The organism is Streptomyces tardus (assembly GCF_018101125.2).
GTDB lineage: Bacteria > Actinomycetota > Actinomycetes > Streptomycetales > Streptomycetaceae > Streptomyces > Streptomyces tardus.
The window spans coordinates 35910-59435 of record NZ_JAELVF020000004.1 but is presented as its reverse complement, the minus strand read 5'-3'; the positions used below and the strand labels follow the sequence as shown (position 1 = coordinate 59435).

21 protein-coding genes are annotated in these 23526 nt (G+C 72.7%); 3 read left to right on the top strand and 18 right to left on the bottom strand.

Annotated elements, in window-relative coordinates; genetic code table 11:
• Positions 1-68: 68 nt before the first annotated feature.
• From mmuM to JGS22_RS22845, 8 genes are all read right to left on the bottom strand, one after another.
• Positions 69-1007: a homocysteine S-methyltransferase gene (mmuM, locus tag JGS22_RS22880; RefSeq protein ID WP_211039529.1), complete on the bottom strand. Its 939-nt coding sequence runs from the start codon at positions 1005-1007 to the stop codon at positions 69-71.
• On the bottom strand, positions 1004-1942 hold the full coding sequence (locus JGS22_RS22875) for an LLM class F420-dependent oxidoreductase (protein ID WP_211039528.1): 939 nt from the start codon (positions 1940-1942) through the stop codon (positions 1004-1006). Before JGS22_RS22875 ends, mmuM begins: the two co-directional genes overlap by 4 nt.
• A 162-nt stretch (positions 1943-2104) precedes the next feature.
• Positions 2105-2473: a nucleotide pyrophosphohydrolase gene (locus tag JGS22_RS22870; protein WP_211039527.1), complete on the bottom strand. Its 369-nt coding sequence runs from the start codon at positions 2471-2473 to the stop codon at positions 2105-2107.
• Positions 2470-3702, bottom strand: a complete 1233-nt coding sequence (locus JGS22_RS22865; protein WP_211039526.1) for a P-loop NTPase family protein — start codon at positions 3700-3702, stop codon at positions 2470-2472. Before JGS22_RS22865 ends, JGS22_RS22870 begins: the two co-directional genes overlap by 4 nt.
• Positions 3703-4094: 392 nt before the next feature.
• Positions 4095-5129, bottom strand: a complete 1035-nt coding sequence (locus tag JGS22_RS22860; RefSeq protein WP_308405858.1) for a polyprenyl synthetase family protein — start codon at positions 5127-5129, stop codon at positions 4095-4097.
• Between the two features lie 332 nt (positions 5130-5461).
• Positions 5462-6730: an alpha/beta fold hydrolase gene (locus JGS22_RS22855; RefSeq protein ID WP_216815124.1), complete on the bottom strand. Its 1269-nt coding sequence runs from the start codon at positions 6728-6730 to the stop codon at positions 5462-5464.
• Between the two features lie 437 nt (positions 6731-7167).
• Positions 7168-7611: a PIN domain-containing protein gene (locus tag JGS22_RS22850; RefSeq protein WP_211043498.1), complete on the bottom strand. Its 444-nt coding sequence runs from the start codon at positions 7609-7611 to the stop codon at positions 7168-7170.
• Positions 7608-7868, bottom strand: coding sequence for a ribbon-helix-helix domain-containing protein (locus JGS22_RS22845; protein ID WP_211043500.1), 261 nt, complete (start codon positions 7866-7868; stop codon positions 7608-7610). The genes JGS22_RS22850 and JGS22_RS22845 overlap by 4 nt, the downstream gene beginning before the upstream one ends.
• A gap of 131 nt (positions 7869-7999) precedes the next feature.
• Here JGS22_RS22845 and JGS22_RS22840 point away from each other — a divergent pair, with 131 nt between their 5' ends.
• A complete protein-coding gene (locus tag JGS22_RS22840; RefSeq protein ID WP_211043502.1) occupies positions 8000-8731 on the top strand; it encodes a GOLPH3/VPS74 family protein in 732 nt (243 codons plus the stop codon).
• A gap of 206 nt (positions 8732-8937) precedes the next feature.
• Here JGS22_RS22840 and JGS22_RS22835 read toward each other — a convergent pair whose 3' ends face one another.
• The 4 genes from JGS22_RS22835 to JGS22_RS22820 all read right to left on the bottom strand — a co-directional run bounded on the left by JGS22_RS22835 (position 8938) and on the right by JGS22_RS22820 (position 12511).
• Entirely contained in the window at positions 8938-9663 is a 726-nt protein-coding gene (locus JGS22_RS22835; protein ID WP_211043504.1) for a class I SAM-dependent methyltransferase, read from the bottom strand.
• Positions 9664-9970: 307 nt separating this feature from the next.
• A complete protein-coding gene (locus tag JGS22_RS22830; protein ID WP_216815123.1) occupies positions 9971-10321 on the bottom strand; it encodes an SCO5918 family protein in 351 nt (116 codons plus the stop codon).
• A gap of 194 nt (positions 10322-10515) precedes the next feature.
• Entirely contained in the window at positions 10516-12072 is a 1557-nt protein-coding gene (locus tag JGS22_RS22825) for a DEAD/DEAH box helicase (RefSeq protein WP_211042904.1), read from the bottom strand.
• A 235-nt stretch (positions 12073-12307) separates the two neighbouring features.
• Positions 12308-12511 carry a cold-shock protein gene (locus JGS22_RS22820; protein WP_211042906.1) on the bottom strand — a complete coding sequence of 68 codons (204 nt, stop codon included), beginning with the start codon at positions 12509-12511 and terminating at the stop codon, positions 12308-12310.
• A gap of 335 nt (positions 12512-12846) precedes the next feature.
• On the opposite strand from JGS22_RS22820, the gene JGS22_RS22815 reads away from it, so the two are divergent.
• Positions 12847-12993, top strand: a complete 147-nt coding sequence (locus tag JGS22_RS22815; RefSeq protein WP_216815122.1) for a hypothetical protein — start codon at positions 12847-12849, stop codon at positions 12991-12993.
• A gap of 64 nt (positions 12994-13057) precedes the next feature.
• On the opposite strand, the gene JGS22_RS22810 is transcribed toward JGS22_RS22815, so the two are convergent.
• The 3 genes from JGS22_RS22810 to JGS22_RS22800 form a co-directional block, all read right to left on the bottom strand.
• On the bottom strand, positions 13058-13690 hold the full coding sequence (locus tag JGS22_RS22810; RefSeq protein ID WP_211042917.1) for a KUP/HAK/KT family potassium transporter: 633 nt from the start codon (positions 13688-13690) through the stop codon (positions 13058-13060).
• Positions 13657-13941: a KUP/HAK/KT family potassium transporter gene (locus JGS22_RS26880; RefSeq protein ID WP_211042919.1), complete on the bottom strand. Its 285-nt coding sequence runs from the start codon at positions 13939-13941 to the stop codon at positions 13657-13659. The genes JGS22_RS22810 and JGS22_RS26880 overlap by 34 nt, the downstream gene beginning before the upstream one ends.
• A 113-nt stretch (positions 13942-14054) precedes the next feature.
• Positions 14055-14696: a TetR/AcrR family transcriptional regulator gene (locus tag JGS22_RS22800; RefSeq protein WP_211042921.1), complete on the bottom strand. Its 642-nt coding sequence runs from the start codon at positions 14694-14696 to the stop codon at positions 14055-14057.
• A gap of 149 nt (positions 14697-14845) precedes the next feature.
• Between JGS22_RS22800 and JGS22_RS22795 the strand changes: the two genes are divergently transcribed.
• Positions 14846-15604, top strand: a complete 759-nt coding sequence (locus tag JGS22_RS22795) for an SDR family NAD(P)-dependent oxidoreductase (RefSeq protein WP_211042923.1) — start codon at positions 14846-14848, stop codon at positions 15602-15604.
• 804 nt (positions 15605-16408) lie between these two features.
• On the opposite strand, the gene JGS22_RS22790 is transcribed toward JGS22_RS22795, so the two are convergent.
• From JGS22_RS22790 to JGS22_RS22780, 3 genes are all read right to left on the bottom strand, one after another.
• Positions 16409-17098, bottom strand: coding sequence for a PAS domain-containing protein (locus JGS22_RS22790; protein ID WP_211042925.1), 690 nt, complete (start codon positions 17096-17098; stop codon positions 16409-16411).
• A gap of 612 nt (positions 17099-17710) precedes the next feature.
• Positions 17711-20506, bottom strand: a complete 2796-nt coding sequence (locus JGS22_RS22785; protein ID WP_236074352.1) for an ATP-binding protein — start codon at positions 20504-20506, stop codon at positions 17711-17713.
• Positions 20391-23525 (bottom strand): AAA family ATPase, encoded by a 3135-nt coding sequence (locus tag JGS22_RS22780; RefSeq protein ID WP_236074310.1) that lies wholly within the window; start codon positions 23523-23525, stop codon positions 20391-20393. Before JGS22_RS22780 ends, JGS22_RS22785 begins: the two co-directional genes overlap by 116 nt.
• Between the last annotated feature and the right edge of the window lies 1 nt (position 23526).

Sequence of the window (23526 nt, the reverse complement as noted above, 5' to 3'; positions counted from 1 at the left end):
AAACCCAGCTCTGCGAGATGACGGTTCCGCCGCCGTGCCCGGGTACGGGCCCTCTCGTGCCCGTACGATCACCGCGCGGAGCCGGACTCCCCACCGGATACGGGCGGTTGCTCCCCGGCCAGCGTGCGGGCCAGAGCGGCGATCCGGTCCGGTCCCACCCGACAGCAGCCGCCGATGAGCCGGGCGCCCGCGGCACGCCAGCCGAGCGCGGCCACCGGGTCGAAGGCGGCCGGCCCCTGCCAGCGGCCGTGCTCGAAGCTCTCACCGCTGTTGGGGTAGACGACCACCGGCTTGCGCGTCGTCGAGGCGGCCAGCTCCACCGCCTCCGACACCTCGCGCGGGGCGCAGCAGTTGACGCCCACCGCGATCAGCTGCGCATTGCCGGCGGCGAGCGCGAAGGCGTCCGCGAGCGGTTGGCCGGCGCGGGTGAGCCCGCCCTCGACGGTGTAGCTCAGCCACAGCGGCACTCCGCAGCCCTGCGCGGCGGCCAGCATCGCCTCCGCCTCCACCACGTCCGGCACGGTCTCCAGCGCCAGCACATCGGGCCCCGCCGCCGCCAGCGCCTCGATCCGGGGCCGGTGAAAGCGCGTCAACTCTCGCACGCTCAACCCGTACCGGCCCCGGTACTCGCCGCCGTCCGCGCACACCGCGCCGTACGGGCCGACCGAGGCGGCCACCCAGACCGGCTCCCGGGTCTGTCGCCCGGCCGCCCGCGCCAACCGGACGCTGCGGGCGAAGAGTTCGTCGACCTCCGCCGACGCCACCCCGGCCCGGGCGAAGCCCTGCGCCGACGCCTGGTAGCTGCCGGTGATCAACACCCTTGCCCCCGCCCGCACATACGCCAGATGCGCCTCGTACACGGACTGCGGGTCGTCCGCCAGAAGACGGGCGGACCACAGCTCGCCGGAGAGGTCGCAGCCCTGGTCGGCCAGCCGGTCCGCCAACCCGCCGTCCAGCACCGGGGTTCCGGCCGCGAGCGCCTGCGCGAGCGGGGGCGGCGGCGTCACCGGGCGGGCGACGGCGCGAGTTGGGACTGCACCTGCGCGGAGATCAGCTCCAGATGGTCCAGGTCCTCCAGATCCAGGACCTGGAGGTAGACGCGGGAGGAGCCGACCTCCGCGTACCGGCCGAGCTTGTCGACGATCTCGGCGGGCGAGCCGGCCAGCCCGTTCTCCCGCAGCTCCGCCGGGTCCCTGCCGATGACCGCCGCACGTCTGGCGACCTCGGCGTCGTCCCGGCCGGCGCAGACGACCAGCGCGTTGGAGTACACCAACTCCTCGGGTCCGCGGCCCTGTTCCTCTGCGGCGGCCCGCACCCGGCCGAACTGGCGGCGGCTGTCCTCGACCGAGGCGAAGGGGATGTTGAACTCGTCGGCGAATCGCGCCGCGAGGCGGGGTGTGCGCTTGGCCCCGTGGCCGCCGACCAGCACCGGGATCCGGTCCTGCGCCGGTTTGGGCAGCGCGGGCGAGTCCTGGAGGCGGTAGTGGATGCCGTCGTGGCTGAACGTCTGGCCCACCGGCGTCCCCCACAACCCGGTCACGATCGCCAGCTGCTCCTCCAGCCTGGCGAACTTCTCCTTCGGGAAGGGGATGCCGTACGCCGCGTGCTCGGCCTCGAACCAGCCCGCTCCCAGACCCAGTTCGACGCGCCCGCCGGACATCGCGTCCACCTGCGCGACCTGGATGGCGAGCACCCCCGGCAACCGGAAGGTACCGGCCGTCATCAGAGTGCCCAGACGGATCCGACTCGTCTCCCGGGCGAGGCCGGCCAGGGTGATCCAGGCATCAGTGGGGCCGGGCAGTCCCGTCGAATCGCCCATCGCCAGATAGTGGTCGGAGCGGAAGAAGGCGTCGAAGCCCAGGTCCTCGGTCGCCTTGGCGACGGTGAGCAAGGTGTCGTAGCCGGCACCCTGCTGGGGCTCGGTGAAGATGCGTAGGTCCATGGCCACCATGGTCCTACGCGGCCCCGCCGACGCCGCGACAGGCGTGCGGTACGGCGGGGCGTGCGGTACGGCGGGGCGTGCGGCGGTGTGCGGTGCGGCGGCGGGATCCGTCCGTCCGCGCCCGGCCGGCGGTGGCGGGGCGGACGGGCGGTGGCGGGCCGGTCAGACCGGGAAACGCCCTTCGTTGCGGTCGATCTTCGCACTCAGCGCGGCCGACGCGTCGACGCCCAGCACCTGGCAGAACTGGAGCAGATAGGCCAGCACGTCGGCGACCTCGTCCTCCACCCGAGCGGCCTGGTCCGGCTCGGTCATGATGCGCTGCGACTGCTCGGGGGTCAGCCACTGGAAGATCTCCAGCAGCTCGGACGCCTCCACGCTCAGCGCCGCCGCCAGGTTCTTCGGGGTGTGGTACTGGCCCCAGTCCCTGGCGACGGCGAAATCGGCGAGCCGCCGCTGGAGCGCGGCGAGTTCGGCGGCAGGCGGCCGGCCGGCGGCGGTGCGGGAGGCGGTTGGTGAGGAGGAGCTGCTCATCCCCCAGGTGTACCACCCGCGGGCACCGGCACACCGCCCAGCTTCACCACGCTCGCACCGTCCATGGTCTCCGCGAGCGCCGCGTCCTCCATGGTGGCCAGCAGCCGTACGTGGCCCCCCTCCTCGCCCATCCTCCGCGCCAGCGCGAGCAATTCGCGCGTGTGGTGGGGCTCCAGTCCGAGGTCGAGGTCGTCGGCGAGCACCACCAGCGGCTGCTGCGCCGCCTCGCGCACCGACCGGCCGGAGCGCGCCGAATCGTCCAACAGCGCCCTCGAACCCGTCAGCAGCACGAACGCCTGCGCGACGCAGCGCAGTTCGGCGTCGGAGAGCGCGTCCAACGGCGTACGGCCGGCCGCGCCGCGCTCCAGCACGGCGCGCACCAGCCCGGGCTCCGCCTCCGTCGTCGGGCCCGCGCTCAGCTCGGTGACCAGATCCTCGACCCGGGGTCCGGTGCAGATCTCGCTCAGCATCGCGGCGAGCTCGGTGTGGGACTCGCACTCTCCACGAGTGCGGCGCAGTACGGCGGCGATGTTCTCGCAGCTGCTCCGCAGGCGACTCTCGCCGACCGGCGCGGCGGTGCGCATCAGCGACGGACGCGGCGAACAGGCGAAGGCCGCGCGCAACGCACGCACCGTCTGCTCCGCCGCGGCGAGAACCTGCCGCTGCCCCTGGGTGGAGCCGGCGACACGCAGGGGCAGCACGGGAGTTGCCAGCCGGTCGTCGGGCAGCGGACCGCTGGTGACGGCCTTGACGCCGGCCGTGTGCCACTCGGCCTGGACGACCGGACGGCGCGGATCGCGCAGCGCGGTGGAGAGCAGGACGCGGGAGTGGTCGGAGAGCCGCTCCCCGACCACCCGCAACGAGGGCTCCGCCTGCACGGCGAGGTCGAGGCGCACATCCCCGACGGGGCCGGTCACGGTGACGCCGATGCGGAAGCCGCGCCGGCCGAGCTCGTCGGGCCCGGCGGAGCGCGGAACGTAGGAGCTGGGGCCGCCCTCGGCCGTGCCGAAGACCTGCCGAAGGCTCTCACCGGCAGCGAGGCGGGACAGCGCCTCGTATGCCTCGACGACGGTCGAACGGCCGCTACCGGCGGGGCCGGTGACGAGGGTCAGCCCGCTCATGGGCACCCGCACACGCCGCGCGCCCCGGAAGGCGGACAGTCGGAGCTCGGTGACCTGCGGCAGCACGCTGCTGGAGGATTCGGGACCACTGGCGGTTACGAGGCTCATGACCAGGGAAGCTAACTCGTTCGGCACCGGATGAACCGTTACACCCCTTGGCCCTTCCCACTAACGGATGACGGCGTCTGGCGGTGGGGTGGACGTTTTCGGCGCGTCGCGGCCCTCGGCCGCCCTCCGCGACGGCCTCGCCGCGCGTCGCACCACCGCCCCCGCCGCGGCTCGGAGTTCAGCTCCGGCGGACCGGGCCGCCGCACCCCGTGCGTCACGCACGTCGCGTGCGTCACACGCGCCGAGTCACGCGCGGCTCGTACGTCGGCGGCTCGTACGTCGACACGGCTCGTACCTCGGCGGCTCGGACATCACGCGCACCGCGTCGCGCGGGCGGTGGCGGCCGGGTGCCGGGTGCCGGCCGCGGCGCGCGCATGGCCGCGCGCCGGCCGCTACACCCGGCGCGTCGCCACGAACTCGCAGAGGGCGTCCAGCACCCGCAGCGCCGGGGTGTTCGGCAGCCCGCGCAACGCACCGCGTGCCAGGGCCAGTCGCCGGTCCATCATCTCCGCGGCCTCCGCCATCGCCGGCGATTCGCGCAGGAGGGCCAGCGCCCGCTCGTGAGCCGGGCCCGCCAACTCGGCGGAGGGGTCCAGCAGAGCCCGCAACTCGGCCGTCCCCGGGCGCTCGTCGGCGCGCGCCAGCAGCACCGGCAGGCTGGCGACGCCGATCGCCAGGTCCTTGCCCTGTTCCTTGCCGGAGAGCGAGGAGCGCGAGGTGACGTCGAGCAGATCGTCGGATATCTGGAACGCCACGCCCAAGTGCTCGCCGTAGGTGCGCAGTACGTCCTCGGTGCCGGCGGGGGCGCCGCCCTGGAGCGCGCCCGAGCGCAACGAGAGAGCGATCAGCGAGGCGGACTTGTCCGAGACCACGTCGAAGTAGTGGGTGAGCCGGTCGACCGAGTCGCGAGGACCGACCATCTCCTTGAGCTGCCCGCTCACCAGTCTGCTGGACGCCTCGGCCTGGAGCGGCACCACCTCGGGGCCCAGCCGTGCGGAGAGCTGCGCTGCCTTGGCCACCAGCCAGTTGCCCGCCATCACACCGACGGGGTTGCCCCAGCGCGCGTTCACGCTCGGCACGCCGTGGCGCATCAGGGCCCGGTCCATCACGTCGTCGTGGCACAGAGAGGCGGTGTGCACCAGCTCGGAGATGACCGCCGCCTCGACCACGCCGTCTGCCTGCGGATCGCCGAACTCGGCGCCCAGCAGCGTCAACGCGGGACGCAGACGCTTTCCGCCCGCGACGACCAGATGCCGGACCACCTCGGAGACACAGGGGTCCTTGGCCTCGTCGAGGCAGTCGAGCAGCCGCTGCTCGACCACCTCCAGATTGCCGGAGAGCCGACGCTCCAGTTCCTTCTCGGCCGCGGCCACCCTGGTGAAGATCGAGCGCCGTCGCAGCTTCGTGGTCAGTGCCGGCATCGGCATCCACCCCTCCTCGGGGGTCGCCCCCTCAACAATCCACACGCACCGTAGAAACCGCACGCCCGTCCGAGAAGGAAACCCCCCGACGCCTGGCCGCAACTGGACAAACCCCGGCCCGACCAGCACGAACGACCGCACACCCACACCCCCGTACTGGCACCTACCTGCCACCACCGGGACGACCACCCACCGTCACCCAACGCGCGTACGTGCGTGCGTCCCGAGATCGCGCACTGCCCTCCACGCCGCCCCGGGCACACCGAATCGTCCCGACCGGTCGTGGGTCAGCGGTGGGTGGCGACCGGTCGTTCGCAGTCGCCACCCTGGGTCGTGGGTCAGGCGCGGCCGGCGTTCATGTCCATGAGGCGGGCGAGGACTCGGTCGCCGGAGGCGTTCACCCCGTCGTGCTCCCACTCGTTGGTCACCCAGGCGCGGGCGGCACCGACCCGGCCCGCGGTCTCCAGGGAGAGTCCGGCGTCCACGTACATGTCGTCGTGGTAGACGATCGCGGCCAGCGGTACCTCGTTCGAGGCGAGCCGGTCGAGGTCGTACAGCGGCGGCCAGTCCGTGCGTTCGGCGATCAGCTGGGCGGCCTCGGCGAACGGTCGCAGCGCGCGGATGTCGGAGAACATCCAGGGAAACATCATCTCGCCGGTGAGCATCAGCGGATCGGCGTCCTCGTCGAACTCCGGGTGGCGGGAGAGGGCCCGGGAAGCGGCCCAGTCCGTCGCAGCGCCGCCCGTCGCGTAGATGGACTCCTGCATCACGACGAAGAGCGGGTTGTCGACGAACCCGGTGAGGTTCGCGACCTGTTGGAGGAAGGTGTCGGTGGGCAGCCCGTCGACGTCGCACGCCTCGTCCAACAGCCAGTGGAGACGCTCGAATCCGTCGCCCATGCCGAGCATCAGGCCGAGAGTGCGCAGCCGTCGGACGGTGAGCCGGTCGCCGTCCGGCAGGCGTACGTCCTCCTCCCGGAGCCGGTCCGCGAGCAGGCGCAGCACGGTGGCGTCGGCCGGGTAGCGCGCGCAGAAGTCCCGCACCCGGTCGCGCACTCTGGGGAAGGTACGCGCGTACACCTCGTCGGCGCCGGCCTCCAGACCGGGCAGTCCGCCGGTCACGTGGCACGCCTTCAACCCCTCGGGCGCGCGGGAGAGATAGGCCAGCGTGAGGAACCCGCCGTAGCTCTGCCCCAGGGTCTCCCAGGGCTGGTCCCCGCAGAGCGCGCGGCGGAGGTGCTCGGCGTCCGCGACGATGGAGTCGGCCCTGAAGTGGCCCAGGTACTCGGCCAGTTGGGCGGGACCGGCGAAACGCGAGGCCGCACGCGCTGTCATCGGGGTCGAGCGTCCGGTGCCCCGCTGGTCCAGGAGCAGCACCCGGTGGGTCTTCAGCGCGTGCGGCAGCCAACCGGGCCTGCCCGCCACCGGCCGCGGGGACTTCCCTCCCGGCCCGCCCTGGAGGTACAGCAGCCACGGGAGCCGCTCACCGGCTTTCGCCGGGTCGACCACCTCCCGGGCGAAGACCTCGATGGTGCGGGAGTCTCCGGCGTCCCCGTGCACCAGCGGAACGGTGAAGACGTGGTCGGTCGTGGCGTACTTCGGCAGCACGGGCAACTCCTCGCGGACGGTCTCTGCCGACGATTGGACCACCCCTCCCCCGCCGCTCCGTCGGCCGGTGTGCTTCGTCCGGGACGGCGGTCGATCCTGCGTGCAGCAGTCAGCGCCGGCTTCCCGGGGCAGCGGTCAGCGCCAGGACTCGGGCCGTACGTACTTCCGGCCGGTCCGAGGATCCTCCACCACACCGGGAAGCCGGGACCCGGCGCAGCTTGGTCCCGCTGATCGTGAAGGCTGGGGGAAGCGGCTTCTTCAGCTCACCGGAGCGCCGGTCGGGCGGGAACGCCGGGCACAAGTGTCAACTGCGGGTTGACCCGGCGAGAGGACCGTACGGGCCGGGCACAGGTCGCTGCCCGCACTGATGACGAGCACGCCGTCCACTGCCTCGAGGCCGCGATCTCCTCGAGGGGTACGGGTCCGTGGCCCGGGGGTCAGAGCGGGAGGTCGTCGGGGAGGAGGCGGAACGCCTTGTGGCGGCCCAGCGGCCGTACGGCGCGGAAGTCGCGGCGGTCGAGGGTGAGGACGGCGTCGGTGTCGTAGTCGGCGGCGAGCGCGACGTTCACGGCGTCGGCGAGATCGAGGTCGAGATCGCGGTAGCGCGCGCGTACGGACTGAGCGATGCCCAGGTGGTCCTCGGTGATCTCCGGCAGGACGATCCGGCCCCGCCGTGCCCACTGCCGGATGTCGTCGACGGCGCTCAGCGCCGCCTCCCTGCCGAGTTCACGGGTGGCCACGTGGTCGATCTCCGCGAGCAGCAGCGGTGACATGACCAGCAGTCCGGCCGCCATGAGCGCCTCGCCGGACGCCCGGTGCTCGGGATGCCGGGAGTCGAGCGCGGCCAGCAGCCCGGACGTGTCCGCGATGACGATGATCACGCGGCGTTTCCGGTCCCGCTCTCACGACGTACGGCGTCGGCGACGGTCTCGCGCACCCGGCGCTTGCCCGGCGTACGGCCCGCGCCCTCGAAGGTGCGGGAGAAGAGTGGCTCGTCCCACACGCGGTTGGCCATGGCCGCGAGGTGGATGCCCTGGCGGATGATCTCGGCCTCGCTGACACCGCGCCGCTTGGCGGCCTCCTTGATGATGGCGAGGTCCGCGGGATCGGCGTAGACGTTGGTTCGCTTCATGGACATGTACCAAAGCTAACCCATGTACCAGGCCGGTGTACGTCGCGCGCTGCGACCTGGCAGGCTGGAGGGACACGCGGGCCGGGGCCGGACGGCACCCGGGAGTCGCGATCCGGACGCCTCGGAGGGGAGCCGTTATGACCACCGCCACCACCACGGCGAAGGACCTGTTCATCATCGCGATGGACCCGGCGCACGCCGTCGGGCAGGGCGATCTCTCGCTCGCCCTGGCGGGCGCGGAGCTGATCGACCTCCTCGACGCGGGCACGGTCGAGGTGCGGGACGACCGCGTCGTGCCCGCGTCGCGGCCGGAGCCGGACGATCGGCTGCTCCGGGACGCGGCGGCGGAGATCGCCCGGCAGACACCGCACGAACGGATCGAGGACTGGCTCTGGCGCCGGGGCAGCGAGCTCTCGGCCGCTTACCAGTCCGCGCTGGAGGAGGACGGCGAGCTGACGCACCGGCGCGACGGCCGGCTGCCCTTCGGCCCGGACCGGATGGAGACCGTCGACAGCACGCCCGCGCACCGCCGTGCCGCCGACCGCTGGCAGGAGGAGGAACCCGTACTGGTCGCCCTCGCCTCGGCGTTGGGCATCGGCGAGCAGTCCGACGAGGAGCCGACTGTCGACGGGCCCACGGGCGAGGAACCGGCGGACGTCGGGCCTGCGGAGCGGGAGCTGTCCGACGGGGAACGGACCGCCGTGGAGGCTTCCGGAGCGGAACCGGTCGCCACCGAGCCGGGGTTCGAGAGCGAGGCCGTCACCGCAGTGGTGGCCGCCGTGCACGACGCGGTGATGGAGCTGGAATCCGTACGGCAGCGGAGGGCCATCGAGAGCTCGGCCTTCGCCAACCTGTGGCGCGGAGTCTGACGCCCCGCCGCATCCCGCGGGCCCGCGTCCGGCGCCGCCGTGGGCCCGCCCCCGTACGTCTGCCGCCGTCGTACGTCCGGCACCCCCGGTACGTACCGCGCCGCCACCGGTCCGGTGCTCCCCGCGTCCGAGACGGTCCGCGCCCTCGTGAACCCTGCTCCGACGTCGGGGCGAACCGGCCCGCGAGGGAGAGGAGTCGAGGCAGTTCAGCCCTCGGGCCGGCGGTGCACGCTCACGGCATAGCCGCCGCCCTCGTACGGCTGCCCCTCCCAGGTCGCGAACCGGTCGGACAGGGTGAGCCCGGCGGCGGCGCAGTGGCCGTCGTACTCGGGCAGGGTGATCGAGGGCGGCACCGGCAGATGTGCCGCGTCCAGCCCGAATCCGGCCACCAGGAGGCAGCCGGGACGCAGCGTCGCGGCGAGGCGGGCCACCGACGCGGACTCGGTGCCGGGGGCGAGGAGCGGGAAGATGTTGCCGGCTGCGACCACCAGGTCGAAGCCCGCACCGTCACGGGCGTACGTCGCCGCGGGTGCGGAAGGGTCGGAGGGCGCAGCGGAGGCAGCGGAAGGGGCCCCGGCGGGGTCGTCCGGGCCGGTCGCGGCCGAGTCGAGCGCTGCGGGGTTCAGCGCGGCGGGGTCCAGGGTGGCCAAGTCGGCTCGGACCCAGGGAAGTTCGGGCGCCCGTCTGCGCGCCACCGCCAGCATGGAGGCGTCGAGATCGACTCCGACGCAGTCGTACCCCAGCTCGGCCAGCCGGATCATGACGCGGCCCGTACCGCACCCGGCGTCCAGCACCCGCGAACCGGGCGGCACCAGCGCCGCGCAGAACCGCGCCTCGCCGTCCATGTCCCGACCGCTGTCGGCGAGCGCCGCGAACCGCGCGGCGTACTCCTCCCCGGACGCCCCGCCGGTCAACTTCTCCCAACGACTCATGACGGACAGCGTAGGCCCGTCGACGGGCTCCGGGCTCCGGGCTCCGGGCTCCGGGGATCGTGACGCTGCGACGGACGTACGACCGCGGCCAGGCGTCCGCGCCCTCCGCCACCGTGAAAACCCGACCCGGGCACCATCGCGTTCGGGCCGCGTGCGGTGCGGCTGTCGGCTCGGGGGGAGCCGGCGCTGTCCCGGCGACCGGCGGAGCGGGCGCGGTCGAAAGGCGCGGATGAGCGCAGCGCGGCGGCTCCCGCCGCGCCCGCCGGTCGCGCTTGCGCCGCGTCCGCCGGTCGCGTTCCGATCCGGGTCAGGCGGTGGGGGGTGTGGGCGTGAAGGGGGCGGGAGCCGCGGGGGCCGCGGGCTCGCCGAGCATGGCGGAGGCGCGCTGCACCGCGTCCTCCTGGACCTGCACGGGCGCGGCCTCGGGGAGGGTGCGGCAGGTGAAGCCGAGCTTGGCCATGGCCCGGGTGACTTCGCCGGCGCTGAAGTCGCGTCGGTCCTGCCTGGTGATGACCTGACCGACCTGCATGACGGGGTAGTTCCGGCGGCCGATGGTGACGAACTCACCGGTGCCGGGCTCGGGCTTGATGCCCTTCATCGCCTCCAGCACGCCGATCTTGGTGAGCTCGAAGGGGAAACGGGCGATGACGCAACGCATGTGGCCTCACAGGGAGCAGGAACGAACGGATGGGCGGGTCAACAGGTTCGATGTGGTGCAGTCGCGGCCGGGCCCGTGGGCCCGGCCGGCCCGAGGATCAACGGGTTCCGAGAGGCGCCGCCCTGCGCACGGCGTTCGTCGGCGCAGCGGTACGTGCTGTGCGCCGGTTGCCGCGCGGGCGGGGCGGCCCCTGTTCACGAACGTCCCGACGAACCCCCGCGCCGAGCGGGGGCCCTCGTGCCGGAGCGGCGGGCCGCAGCCGGTGCCGCACCGCGGCGACGGTTGCGGGGAGCGGCGCTGCGCTTGGGCCGTTCGACGACCGGCGCGGTCACCACGACCGGGACGCCGGAGGGCGCCTGCGCCCCCGTGATCTGGCTGAGCGCCTCGTCGCCCGACTGGACCTGCGTGGTGCGCGGCCGGATGCCGGCGTCCGACATGAGGCGGTCCATGGCTCGGCGCTGGTTCGGCACGACGAGGGTGACGACCCGGCCGGACTCCCCCGCCCGCGCGGTCCGGCCGCCTCGGTGGAGGTAGTCCTTGTGGTCGGTCGGCGGATCGACGTTGACGACGAGGTCGAGGTTGTCGACGTGGATGCCGCGCGCAGCGACGTTGGTCGCCACCAGCACGCTGACATGGCCCGTCTTGAACTGCTCGAGGGTCCGGTTGCGCTGCGGCTGTGACTTGCCGCCGTGCAGCGCGGCGGCCCGGACCCCGCTCTTGAGCAGGTCCCGCGCCAGCCGGTCGACGGCGTGCTTGGTGTCCAGGAACATGATCACGCGGCCGTCACGGGCCGCGATCTCGACGGTGGCTGCGTGCTTGTCGGCAACGCGGACGTGGAGGATGTGGTGCTCCATCGTCGTCACCGCACCGGCCGAGGGGTCGACGGAGTGCACGACCGGGTCGGCTAGATAACGGCGCACCAGCCGGTCGACGTTGCGGTCCAGGGTGGCGGAGAACAGCATCCGCTGACCCTCCGGGCGCACCTGGTCGAGCAGCGCGGTGACCTGCGGCATGAAGCCCATGTCCGCCATCTGGTCGGCCTCGTCCAGCACCGTGATGTCCACTGCGTCGAGACGGCAGTCGCCGCGCTCGATGAGGTCCTTGAGTCGCCCGGGGGTGGCGACGACCACCTCCGCGCCACCGCGCAGCACACCGGCCTGCCTGCCGATCGACATTCCGCCGACGACCGTCGCCAGCCGGAGCCGGACGGTACGGGCGTACGGGGTGAGCGCGTCCGTCACCTGCTGGGCCAGCTCGCGCGTGGGCACGAGGACCAGTGCCAGCGGTCGACGGGGCTCCGCCCGCTTTCCGGCGGTACGGGCCAGCAGTGCGAGGCCGAACGCCAGGGTCTTGCCGGAGCCGGTGCGCCCGCGGCCCAGAACGTCCCGGCCCGCCAGCGAGTTGGGCAGCGTGGCGCCCTGGATCGGGAACGGTACGGTCACGCCCTGCTTGGCGAGCTCGGCGAACAGCGGCTCGGGCAGGTCGAGTTCGTCGAAGCCCTCGACTGCGGGGAGCCCGGGGACGGTCGTTCTGGGGAGCGCGAACTCGCCGCTGACCGGGGCCGGTCGACGGCCGGCGCCGCCGGAGCGAGCACCACCGCCGGAGCGGGCTCCGGCGCCGGATCGTGCCCCGCCGCCGGAGCGGCGCTGTGCCGGCGGGCCGCCACGGCTTCCGCCGTTCCGGCCTGCCTCGCTGCCGTCACCGCGGCCACGGGTGTGGGCTCGTCCGTCGTTGGTACGTCTGCGGTTCATGAAGGAACCTTCCTCGAAGCGGCACACACCGAGGAATTTCCACAGCGCGAAGAGGCGCTGAAAATCACAAGCATGGGCCGAAGATGCAACACGCCAGCGACCGTCCGGCGATTCCACGGATTCCTCCGCGTCAATTCGCCGCGCCGCGGGCCTTTCAGAAGTCTGCGGGAAAACGCAAGCAGCCGGAACCCGGCATCCCAGGGATGCCGGGCCCCAGCTGCAAGTTGAGTCAGCGTCAGGAAACGACGATGTTCTCGGCGGTCGGGCCCTTCTGGCCCTGGCCGATGTCGAAGGACACCTTCTGGCCCTCGTGCAGCTCACGGAAACCCTGGGCGGCGATGTTCGAGTAGTGGGCGAACACGTCGGGGCCGCCACCATCCTGCTCGATGAATCCGAAACCCTTTTCCGCGTTGAACCACTTCACGGTACCGGTGGCCATGTCAAATCTCCTCTGGGGCAGTACATCGGAACCGCACTGTACGAATTCCGTGTCGCCGCGATGATTACCCCAACCGGAAACGACCGGCTAATTCAGAGAGACTCACCGGCGGAAAATCCGCCAGGAGCTCGAAGTTCTGGGAACCACAACTGCAACCGGGCGAACAGTAGCACGACGGGCTACACCATGCGTCGCCGAGCCATATCGCAGCCCGGGCACCGCCTCGCCGACTGCGAGCATACCGGGCAGCGCCCGAAACCGATCCGGCGGCGTCGGCTGTCGAGCCGAGCCTGCCCGGCCACGCGGACGCGAGTTGCGTACTGTCGGAGTCACGGGTGGCCCCCCGGCCGCGTGGCCGGGCAGGCTCGCGGGTCCGGTGGCGGATCTACCGGCTGCTCGACCGGTTCACCTCCCACCCGGCGGACCTGCTGGACGTGCCCGACGCGACGACGACGATCGTGGGCCGACGCATCCACGTCTGAGAGGCGGGAACGACGAGCGGGCGGGGCGGGTCGACCCGCCCCGCCCGCTCGTCGTTCCCGCCTCTCAGACGTGGATGCGTCGGCCCACGATCGTCGTCGTCGCGTCGGGCACGTCCAGCAGGTCCGCCGGGTGGGAGGTGAACCGGTCGAGCAGCCGGTAGATCCGCCACCGGACCCGCGAGCCTGCCCGGCCACGCGGCCGGGGGGCCACCCGTGACTCCGACAGTACGCAACTCGCGTCCGCGTGGCCGGGCAGGCTCGGCTCGACAGCCGACGCCGCCGTGAGCACCGCACGGGGACGGAAGACGTCGTCGTAGCCGATGTCGACCCGTACGACCCACACACCGACATCGGCGCCGGCCGCGTCGACCGCGGGCGTGCTGTCGGTGCCGGCCGCAGGACGGTCCAGCGTCCGGCAGCACAGGACCACGACCCGCTCGTGCAGGCTGTGCTCGTTCCCCAGGTGCACCCGTACGGCGAGCGGCGCGCGTTCGTGGTCCTGGCCGACGAAGACGGCGGTGCCCCGGGGACGGGCGAGCCCCGCGCCGCGGGCCCGCACCTGTTCGACGATCTCTGCGAGGGGCGGTTCGAGCCGCCGGGTCGCCCGGCGGACGCGGGCCTGCCCGGTCCACCAGGCGTACATCACCGACGCCAGTGCCAGGGTCACGACCATCGGCAACCAGCCGCCGGTGCGCACCTCGGCACATTGGCGGCGAGCACCGCGAGGACGACGGCCAGCACCGCCACGGCGACGGCCAGCGCACCCCAGCGGCGCGACAGCGCCAACCGCGCGGTGAGCAGCAGCGAGGTGACGGTGATCGTGATGGTCACCGCCAGCCCGTACGCGGAGGCCAGCGCGGCGGAGCTGCCGAAGCCGACCACCAGGACGACCACCCCGGGCAGCAGAAGCCAGTTGACGACCGGGAGGTAGGTCCGCGGACCGCGCACCGTGGCGTGGGCCGGCGGCAGCAGTCGGAGGCGGCCGGCCTGTGGTGGACCACGGTGAAGGTGCCCGTGATCACCGCCTGGGAAGCGATCACCGTGGCCGCGGCGGGAGAGCGCTACGGCGTGTCGGCGCTGCGGGCGTAACGGGCGAGCATCGTCGTCACGGCCTCGTCGACGGCGCGGTCGACGTCGGCGGGCGTGGGATCCCAGTCGGGGAGCAGCATCCGCGGCCACAGGACGTAGTTGGCGATCAGGCCGAGGAACTGGTTGGTGGCGCTCGTCGCGTCGGGAACCACTGCGGTGCCCGCGGCGTGCTGGGCCTCCAGATAGTGCTGAACGGAGATGAAGTAGGGCAGCTTGCCCAGCTCGAACTGTGCCCGTCCCAGCTCCGGGAACCGCGGCAGTTCGGCGATGACGATGCGGAAGAGGGCCGCCATCGCGGGCCGGCCGATCAGCTCGGCGTACTGGCGGCCGATCGCGCTCAGGCCGGCGCCCAGCTCGTCACCGGACTGCGGTACGGGCGCAACCGGGCCCGGCCCGCCCTTCCAGTACTCGATGACGATGGCCTCGAAGAGCGCCGCCTTGGTGGGGAACTGCTTGAACAGCGTGGACTTCGAGACGACGGCTTCCTGCGCGATCTTCGCCAACGACGTGCCGTCGTAGCCCCGCTCCAGGAACAGCTTCGTGGCCGCTGCGGTGATCGCCTCGCGCTTGCGCTGGGCGAGCCGTTGGTGGTGGGCGGAGAGTCCTGCGTTCATCGGCCCACAGTAAGCCCCAGTGCGAGACGAGTCACTTGACTCGCCTTCGGGGAGATGTTTCTGTGAAGTGAGGCGAGTCGCTCGTCTCGCCACCGGTTTCCGGGGAGCACTCCGGCCGCCGTCGTTCCGTTCCTCGAGGGAGAAGCACCATGGAATCAGGCAGGATCGCACTGGTGACCGGCGGCAATCGCGGGCTCGGTCGGGCCACGGCTCAAGCGCTGGCCCGGCACGGACTGCGCGTCATCGCCACCCACCGCGGCGACTCGCAGGGGGCCGAGGAGACGGTCGAAGACATACGGAGAACGGGCGCCTCAGCTGCCGCACTGCGGCTGGACATCCGCGATGTGGCCTCCTTCCCCGCCTTCGTCTCCCAACTGACCGCGCAGCTGGAGCGCTGGGAGGCGAGCCGGCTGGACGTTCTCGTCAACAACGCCGGAATCGGTCTGTTCGGCCCCTTGGAAGCGGTCACGGTCGACGACTACGACGTGATGATGGACACCAACGTGCGCGGGGCTTTCTTCCTCGTCCAGGCGCTGGCGCCCGTGCTGGCCGACGGCGGTCGGATCATCAACATCTCCTCCTCGCTCAGCCGCCACACCAGCGCCGGCACCTCCGTCTACTCCGCCTCCAAGGCGGCGGTCGAGGCGCTCAGCCGGACGTGGGCGGTGGAGCTGGGCGCACGCGGGATCCGCGTCAACGCCGTCGCGCCGGGCCCGACCGCCACCGACTTCAACGGCGGCGCCATGCGGGACGACGCGCAGATGCGCGAGGGCCTGGGCGCGCAGACCGCGCTCGGCCGCGTCGGCGAACCGCACGAGATCGGTGACGCCATCGCCGCACTCGCCTCCGAGGACCTGCGATGGGTCACCGGCCAACGCATCGAAGTCTCCGGCGGCGCCCTCCTGTAACGACGCCCGCCGTCATCGAGGCGTCCCGACCCTCGCCCGGCAGGACCGGGCGGCGGGGGCAGCGGGGACCGGGCAGGGCTCGGCGCGCGCCCGCACTGGGGCCGAACTCGCGCGGCCCACCGGCGACTTACTCCCCCCGGCGCACCATGCTTCGCCCCGACGCCCGACGAACTCCCGTCCCGCTCGGCCGACATGGGCACGAGAGGGCCCCGAGGCAAACTGTCCGGGCCGTCAACCCAGGTCCGCTCCAGGGCAGTTCAACGGCCCGATCACCACTCACCGTGGCACCCGCCCGGCCTCGGCCGCTCCCGCAGGAACGCCGTTCTCGTCGGGAGCGTCGGGACGGCCCGGCCGAGACAGCCGAAGGGAGCGGGCAGTTGCCGCGACTTCGACACGACCGGGATGCGACCGGGACACGACCGGGATGCGACCGGCGCCTGGCCCTCCGAGCTTCGGCACGTACTCCGTTCCGTTCGTTCCGCTCGTTCCACTCGCCCAGACGCGGTCGTGGAGGAGGCGGGGGTCGCGGATCAGCCGCTCCGAACGGAGGGCGAGACCGCGCACCCCGCCGTCCTCGGTCGAAAGAGTGGTGGCACGGCCGCAGTTGGGCGGGGCCGGGGCGATCAGGTCACCGGGAACGGCGGGGTCGATCTCGATCAGGCCGTCGGAGGGACGAGCCCCGTCGGAAGGAAGAGCCCCGTCAGGGGACGAGGGCAGTCGACCGGTCCAGTGCGGGCCGCCGGTGGTCGGGGCAACGCCGGACGGCCGTCGGAGTGTCCGGGGCTGCGGGGTACGCGCAGCCGGTCACTTGATGAAGTCCTCCACGACCTTCGGCGGCCAGGTGCCCACCTTGAGGACGCCCATCGAGTAGGCGCGGGAGACGAGTGCCGCGCGATTGGGGACCTTCAGCGCACGGAGCAGTCCGGTGACGTGGTACTCGACGCCCTGCCGGCTGAGGTAGAGGCGGGAGGCGAGAGGGATGGTGGAGACCCCGGCGGCTATGCCCTCCAGTATTCGGGCGTCGATCTCGCTGAGGATCCGCTTGCGGGGCGCGACCGCGGCGACCTCTTCGGTCTTCTCTCCGGCGGCGGACATCACCACGAGGATGGCTGCGACGTCGGGGGTGTGGCTGCCGCGGACCGCCATGGCGTTCAACGGCAGCATGGAGGCGTTGGCCTCGCTGCCCACCGCGATGACCTCGGTGGCGAACCGGTGGCGCTTGCCTTCCAGCATGCGGGCGAACTGCTGCAGCAGGGGCTGCTGGACGCTGGGGTGGACCAGGTCGCAGAAGCGCGTCCCGCAGAGGTCGGCGGTGGGCCGACCGAAACGCCGGTCGAATTCCTGGTTGACCTGCTGGATGGTGAGGGAAGGATCGAGACAGGCCACGTAGGCGTCGTGCCTGTCGAATCCGTCGGTGGCAGCTGTGACGGACGAGGAACTCGCTCCGTCGGTTTGCGCACGATCAATGAGTGTGGCGTGGGGGGTGGGGGTCAAGGAACTCGGAACCCTTCTCCAATTAGCACATACCGGTGACTGGGGCAGGAGTCCCGACTGCGGGACAGGAACCTGCAGGGGCCTTGCTGAAAAAACGTTTGCAGTGGTGCAGATGTTGCGGATATTACGAACGTGACTAAGCGCCGGTCAACGTCACCATCACCCGTTTGGCCAATCCTGTGGTTTCCCCTTCGGTAGGTACGGTCCCGTACCGAAGGGGTACGGCGGCGAGGGGTTCGGTGTACGGCCCCTTTCCCGCCGAAGCCCCTACCGAAGGGGGTCGGCAGGGGGTTCGGTGCACCGACCGGAACCGCTTCCCGCAGCCGCGACCACAGCCACGGACACGGCCACGGACACAGCCACGGTGACCCCACCACGAACAACACCCGCCCGAGAAGGCGTCACCCCATCGCAACGAGCGGGAAATACCTGCACTCACCATGGTGGGACACACGGGCCCGTACGCGGGGGACGGCTCAGCCATTCCCGTTGCGGAGATTCCCGGTCACACTTCGAACGCATACGGAAACGCGGGCGGAAACACAGGCGGAAACACGTCGCCGCGGCACCCCTCAATTACTCGGGATAAAATCTGGATGCCGTCGTCCTGTATTACTTGAGGACGTCGCCGGTTTCCGAGCCGGCCACCAGCCCGATAAGTTCCCGGCGGCCCGGGATACCCACTTTCCGGTAGACATGGGTGAGGTGTTTCTCGACCGCCCGGGAGCTGACCTGCAGTTCCGCGGCGATCTCCTGGTTGGTCAGCCCCCGGCAGGCCAGACCGGTCACCCGGCGCTCGGTCGGGGTGAGCAGATGGTGCGGGAAGGCGGCGGGTGCGGACCGGTCCCCCGTACCGTTCACGGCGCGCTCCGCGAGGACGGGCGCACCGCAGGCGCTCGCCAGGGTGGCGGCCTCCCGGGCCAGCGCCTCCGACTCCGGACCGCTGCCCAGACGTTCGGAGAGCGACAACAGCGCGCGGGCAAGCTCCAGTTGGTTGGCGGAGCCGCGCAGCACCGTCACCGCCTCGCGGAGCAGGGCGACTCCCCTGCCGCCGTCCTCCAGCCGGCCGAGCAGCCGCATGGCCCGGCCGACACCGAGGGGCGCGCCCCACTGCTCGGCGCGCGCGAGTTCCTCCTCGGCGAGGGCTCGGGCGCTACGGGTGTCCCCCAGACGGTGGTGGACGCCGACGGCCCAGGAGCGCCAGGGGAAGAGAACCGGATTGTGCCAGCCGGCGGCCTCCAGTTGGCGCCCGCAGGAGCGCAGTGAGTCCAGCGCACCGGTGTGGTCGCCGGCGGCTATCTCGCCGGTGGCCTCCAGCAGGCGGAGTATGCCGGTGAGCGTGAGTCCCTGGGGGCTGATGCGGCTCGCGCGGCGCAGGACGCGCTCCGCGAGGTCCGGGTCGCGGGACTCCAGGGCAACGATGGCGTGCGTCATCGTCGCGACGGTGCCGAGGGTGTCGTGGGTGGTCTCGGTCATGCCGAGGGCCGTTTCGGACTGTTCCCTGGCCTGAGCGAGTCGTCCGCGACCCAGGTGGACCAGGGCCTGTTCGATGTGGACCAGTGCGTTGGCGGGGGTGGTGCCCCGCGCCTGGGCCCGGTGTTCGACGGCGAGCCAGGAGTCGACGGCCTCCACCGAGTCGGCGGCGATCATCGTGATGATCACCAGGGGCAGGGTGGAGTGGACGCGGGCGGAGGTGGCGGGTTCGCGGTCGAGGATGCGCCCGGCGAGCCGTACCACCTTGTCCGCGCGCATCCGGCAGCCGAGGGTGACGGCGCCGAGCAGCGCGATGGTCAGCTCCCGCTCCGCGGCCGTGTCCAGGGACGGTTCGGGGCCGAGCTCCTTCAGTCGCTCGGCCGCGGCGGTCAGCATGGCGGGGTCCTCGTGGCCGCAGTGGCGCAGCCTGGCCTCCAGCCGCAGGGCGAGATCGCGGTCGGCGCCGGTGAGCAGGTGGGCGGGGCCCAGCCCTTCGTCCGCCTGGCGCAGCAGCTCGACGACGGTCGGCAGGGCGGGGCCGAGCGGGGTCGGCGAGATGCGCAGCGCGGCGACGGCGCGGTCCCGTGCTTCGGGCAGCAGCGTCATCGCCTGGGCTATGTGCCGTTCGCAGGCGAGGGAGTCGAAGCCCCTCTCCGCAGTGGCGAGTTCGACGAGGAGGCGGGCCCGGTCGACGCCGTCGGCCGGGCTGTCGAGGAGGGCACGCTGGAGGTAACGGGCGGCGGCGTCGGGGGCGCCGCGGCGCAGGGCGGTGTCGGCCGCGGCCCGCAGCACGTCGACGGCCCACGGCTGGTGGCGGGTGACGACGGCCATGAGCTGGGCGGCGACCTGTTCGGCGGGGGCACCCGCGGTGTACAGGAGGTTCGCGGCCTCGTCGCGCATCTGTTCCCGCTGGGTCATGGTGAGGGTGGACTCGGCGGCGTCGCGCACGGCGCGGTGGACGAAGCGGGGTTCGTCGGCGGCGAGCATCCCGAGGGCGCCGAGGGCGCGCAGGGCGCCGGTGTAGCCGAGGGAGTCGAGTCCTGCGAGCCGGGCCAGCGCCAGGGGGTCGGCCTGTTCGCCGAGGACGGCGATGGCGGCGGCGAGGTCGCGTACGGGTGCGGGCTGGGTGCGCAGGATGCTGGCGATGCGTTCGCGCAGCTGGGACGTGGCCAACCCGCGTACCACGTCGGCGTGTTCGGCCAGGGGGCGGCGTCCGAGGACCTCGGTGCCGATGAGGGCCGCCTTCAGGAACAGGGGGTTGCCCGCGGAGACTTCGTGGCAGGCGCGGACGAACTCCTCGTCGCCGGACTCGCCGAAGCGTTCGTGAACGAGAGTGTGGGCGGCCTCCAGGCTGAGGGATGCGGGCCGCAGGGTCTGGGTGGCGGCCTCGCGCACCTCGCGGATGAGGGTGTGGTGGGTGCGCGGCTCACCGTCGCGCAGGGCGCAGACGATGACGGCCCGCAGTCCGTGCAACCGCTTGGCCAGATAGGTCAGCCAGCGCAGGGAGGGCACGTCGGACCACTGGAGGTCGTCGACGAGGATCATGAGTCGGTGCTCGGTGTTCACGTTGACGATCAGGGAGAACAGCCCGTGCAGCACCGCCTCGGTGGCGGCGATGGCCTGGTCGGCGCCGGGCGGGGCCGTGTCGTCGGCGAGGATGTGACCGGCGAAGGAGGCGTGGGCGTCCATCCAGCGGTCGCGGTACTCCTCGTCGGTATCGCTCAGCAGCGTCTCGAAGAGCTGCCGTACGACGCCGAAGGCGAAGTCCTGTTCCATCGGGGCCGCGTTGGCGCGCAGCACCCGTATGTCGTCGTGGCCCTCAGCGAGTCCGGACAGCCGCTGAAGCAGGGCCGTACGGCCGCTGCCCAGTGGTCCGGTCAGCAGGATCAGGGAGGACCGCCCGTCGGTCGCGGCGCCGAGCGCTGCGTCGACCAGTGCTGTCTCTATGTTGCGCTCCAGCAGCATTGGGTAAGCTGCCCTCCGATCCTTGGGACGGTGCCCGCAGTTCCTCGCGTCCGCGGATGCGGAGCTTGCGGTAGACACCGCTGAGACGCAGCTCGACGGTGCGCGTGGTCACGGAGAGGAGCGCGGCGATCTCCCGGTTGCCGAGGCCACGGGCGGCGAGCGCCGCGGCCTCGTGTTCGGCGTCGCTGAGGCACCGCCACGCGGCGGGAGTTCGGGCGCCGGAGCGCCGACGGACGTCGGAGGGCGCGGGATCCGCGGGTCGTTGAGCCCTGGCGAGGTGGGACGGCATGTCAGGGCTCGCAGCGTCCGCGAGCAGCATTGCGGCGAGGTCGTCGGTGCGGGGCCTGCTGCCGGGGCTGACGGCGACGACCGACCTGCGTTCGGCCTCTTCCCGTTCCACGGAGGCCAGTTCGAGCACGGCGCGGGTGTAGGCGGTACGGGCGGGCGCGTCGCTGAGGGTGGCGACGGCGGCGCGCAGGTGTTCGACGCGGTTTCCGTCGGCCACCATGGCGAGACCGAGTTCGGCCCGGCCCAGGGAGCTGGCGGCGCCCCAGCGCCGGGCGAGACCCAGCTCCTCGTCCGCCAGTCGCTGGGCCTCCTCCCCCGAGCCGAGGTCGTGCGCGGCCTCGGCGGCGAGCGAACGCCAGGGCACTTCGGCGGGGTTGGCGCAGCCGAAGCGCAGCAGCCAGCGACCGGCGGCGCGGAAGTACTCCCGAGCTTGGAAGGGGTCGTCGTCCACGCGCGCTGTGACGCCCTGGGCGAAGAGCATGTAGGCGGTGGTGGCGCACTCCCGGGCGAGGTGGGGCATCGGCCGGGCGGCGGCCTCGCGGGCCCGGTCCAGCCGGCCGTTCTGTATGTCCGCGACGATGCCGAGGGCGGTCCAGTACGAGAGGAAGAGCGGGTGCCGCCGGGCGGGCGGCAGTTCCGCCTCCGCCGCGGCCAGGTCCCGAGCGGCGGCGTCGGGGCGGCCGTGCCGGATGTGCAGGTCGGCGCGGACGGCGAGGATGTGGGCGACGGCGATCGCGGAGCGTTCCTGGTGGGCCTCGGCGAGCATCGTGGCGAGGTGGGGCTCCGCCTCGTCGCCGTCGTCGGTGAGCAGCATGGTGCGGCAGGCGAAGAGGCGGGGGACCACGAGCGGGGGGCGTCCGGCGGGGTCCGGGGCGAGGGCGGCGCGGGCGAGCCTGCGGGCCTCTTCGATGTGGGCGCCGGCCAAGGCGTGCTGCCAGGAGCGCAGTCCGGCGACGGCCGGGCTGTGGGAGTGCTCGGGCAGGGCGGGCGCCGGAAGGATGTCGAGTTCGTTCGCGTCGTGGCGCAGCGCGTCGGCGATGCGCAGCAGAGCGGTGAGTTCGTGGTGTTCGGCCGGCTCGGGATCGGCGGGCCCGGTGGGTCCGGGGTGCGGGTCGGCGGACACCGCGGGTTCGGCCCCCGGTCCGGGTGCCGGGCTGTCGTCCGGGCTCGGGCAGTGGACCGCGGCATGGGTCCCCGGCGACTTGGGGGGAATCGGCGGGACGGCGGCATACGGGAGGGCGGTTCCGCTCCCCCGCCCGGGCCGCGCTCCCGGCGCCGCCGTCGGCCTGGGGAGTTCACCGGATTCGGCCAGGGCGAGCCGCGGGGAGCGGGTGTCGCCACCGAGCAGGCACAGGTCGATGGCGCGGGAGCGCAGTCCGGTGCCGGGGGCGCGGATCAGTCCGTGCAGGCGTCGTTCCGCGGCGGCGGGGACGGTGGCCATCTCGGCCGAGGCGAGCTGGAATTCGATACGGGGGCGGGTTTGGGCGTCGAGGGGTTCGTCCAGTGCGCGGGCGAGATAGCCGACGGCGCGGTCCCGGCGTCCGTCGCGCAGGGCGTCGGTGAAGCCGCGGCGCAGGGTGTCGACGGCCCAGGAGTCGCCGACCGGTCCTGCCAGAAGCAGCAGATCGGCGATGCCCTGGTCGTCGGCGGCGACCCGCTGGGCGAGCCGGGCGGCGCGGACGTAGAGGTCACCGCGATCGGCGGCCGTCATCTCCTCCAGTATGCGGGCCCGCACCACGCTGTTGCGCACGTACGGGGAGCCGTCGCGGAGGGTGGTCAGGCCGCTGGCCTGGAGTGTGGCGCGCAGCCTGGCCTCGGGCACCGCGTGCGGTCCGGCGAGCCCGCAGACCAGCGGGAAGTCGAGCAGGTCGCCGCAGACGGCGAGGGCGCGCAGGGCGTCCACGGCCGCCGGATCGTGCAGTTCGCTCAGGGCCTTGGCGGCGTGGTCGCCGACCACTTCGGCGGCGAGTGCGCGGAGGTGGTCCAGGTGGTCGGCGCCGGGGCGGTGCCCGGCCCGGGTGAAGCGCGAGAGGACGTCGTGGAGGACGGCAGGGATGCCGCGGGTGGCCTCGGCGACCGCGGCGGTGAACTCGGGGTCGCCCGGGGTGCCGCAGACCGCGTGGACGGCGGCGGCGGTACCGCTCGTGGTCAGGGGTGGCAGCGCGAGTTCGACGGTGCTGACGGTGCTGGTGAGAGAGGTGCCCACGCTCCACTCCGGCCTGGTGATGGCGGCGCCGGTGCTGCTGGTGAGCAGGGCCATCGGCACTCGGGGCAGACGCCGGGCCAGCGCCTCCAGCCAGCGCAGGGAGGCCGTGTCGAGCCATTGGACGTCCTCCACCACGAGCAGGGTGGGCCGGTCGCGGGCGGCAGTGAGGAGCCCGCCGAGGCCGGGCAGTCCGCCGGAGCCGTCCCGGGTGGTGAACAGGCGCGGGGCGATGTCGCGGTCCTCGCCGGCGAGCAGCTGGGCGACGACGCCGTACCGGAGCTGGTGCTCGGCGGGGGTGGCGCGGGCGGTCAGCACTCTCAGCTCGGTGTTGCCGGCCTGTTCGGCGGCCCAGCGGAGCAAGCCGTTCTGGCCGAGCCCTGGCTCTCCGGTCACCGTGACCACGGCGGGGCGCGCGGACCGGAGCTCGCCGATCACGGCCGAGAGCACAGCCTGTTCCCGGTCACGCTCCAGGAGCAGGAACTCGAGGGGCAACATT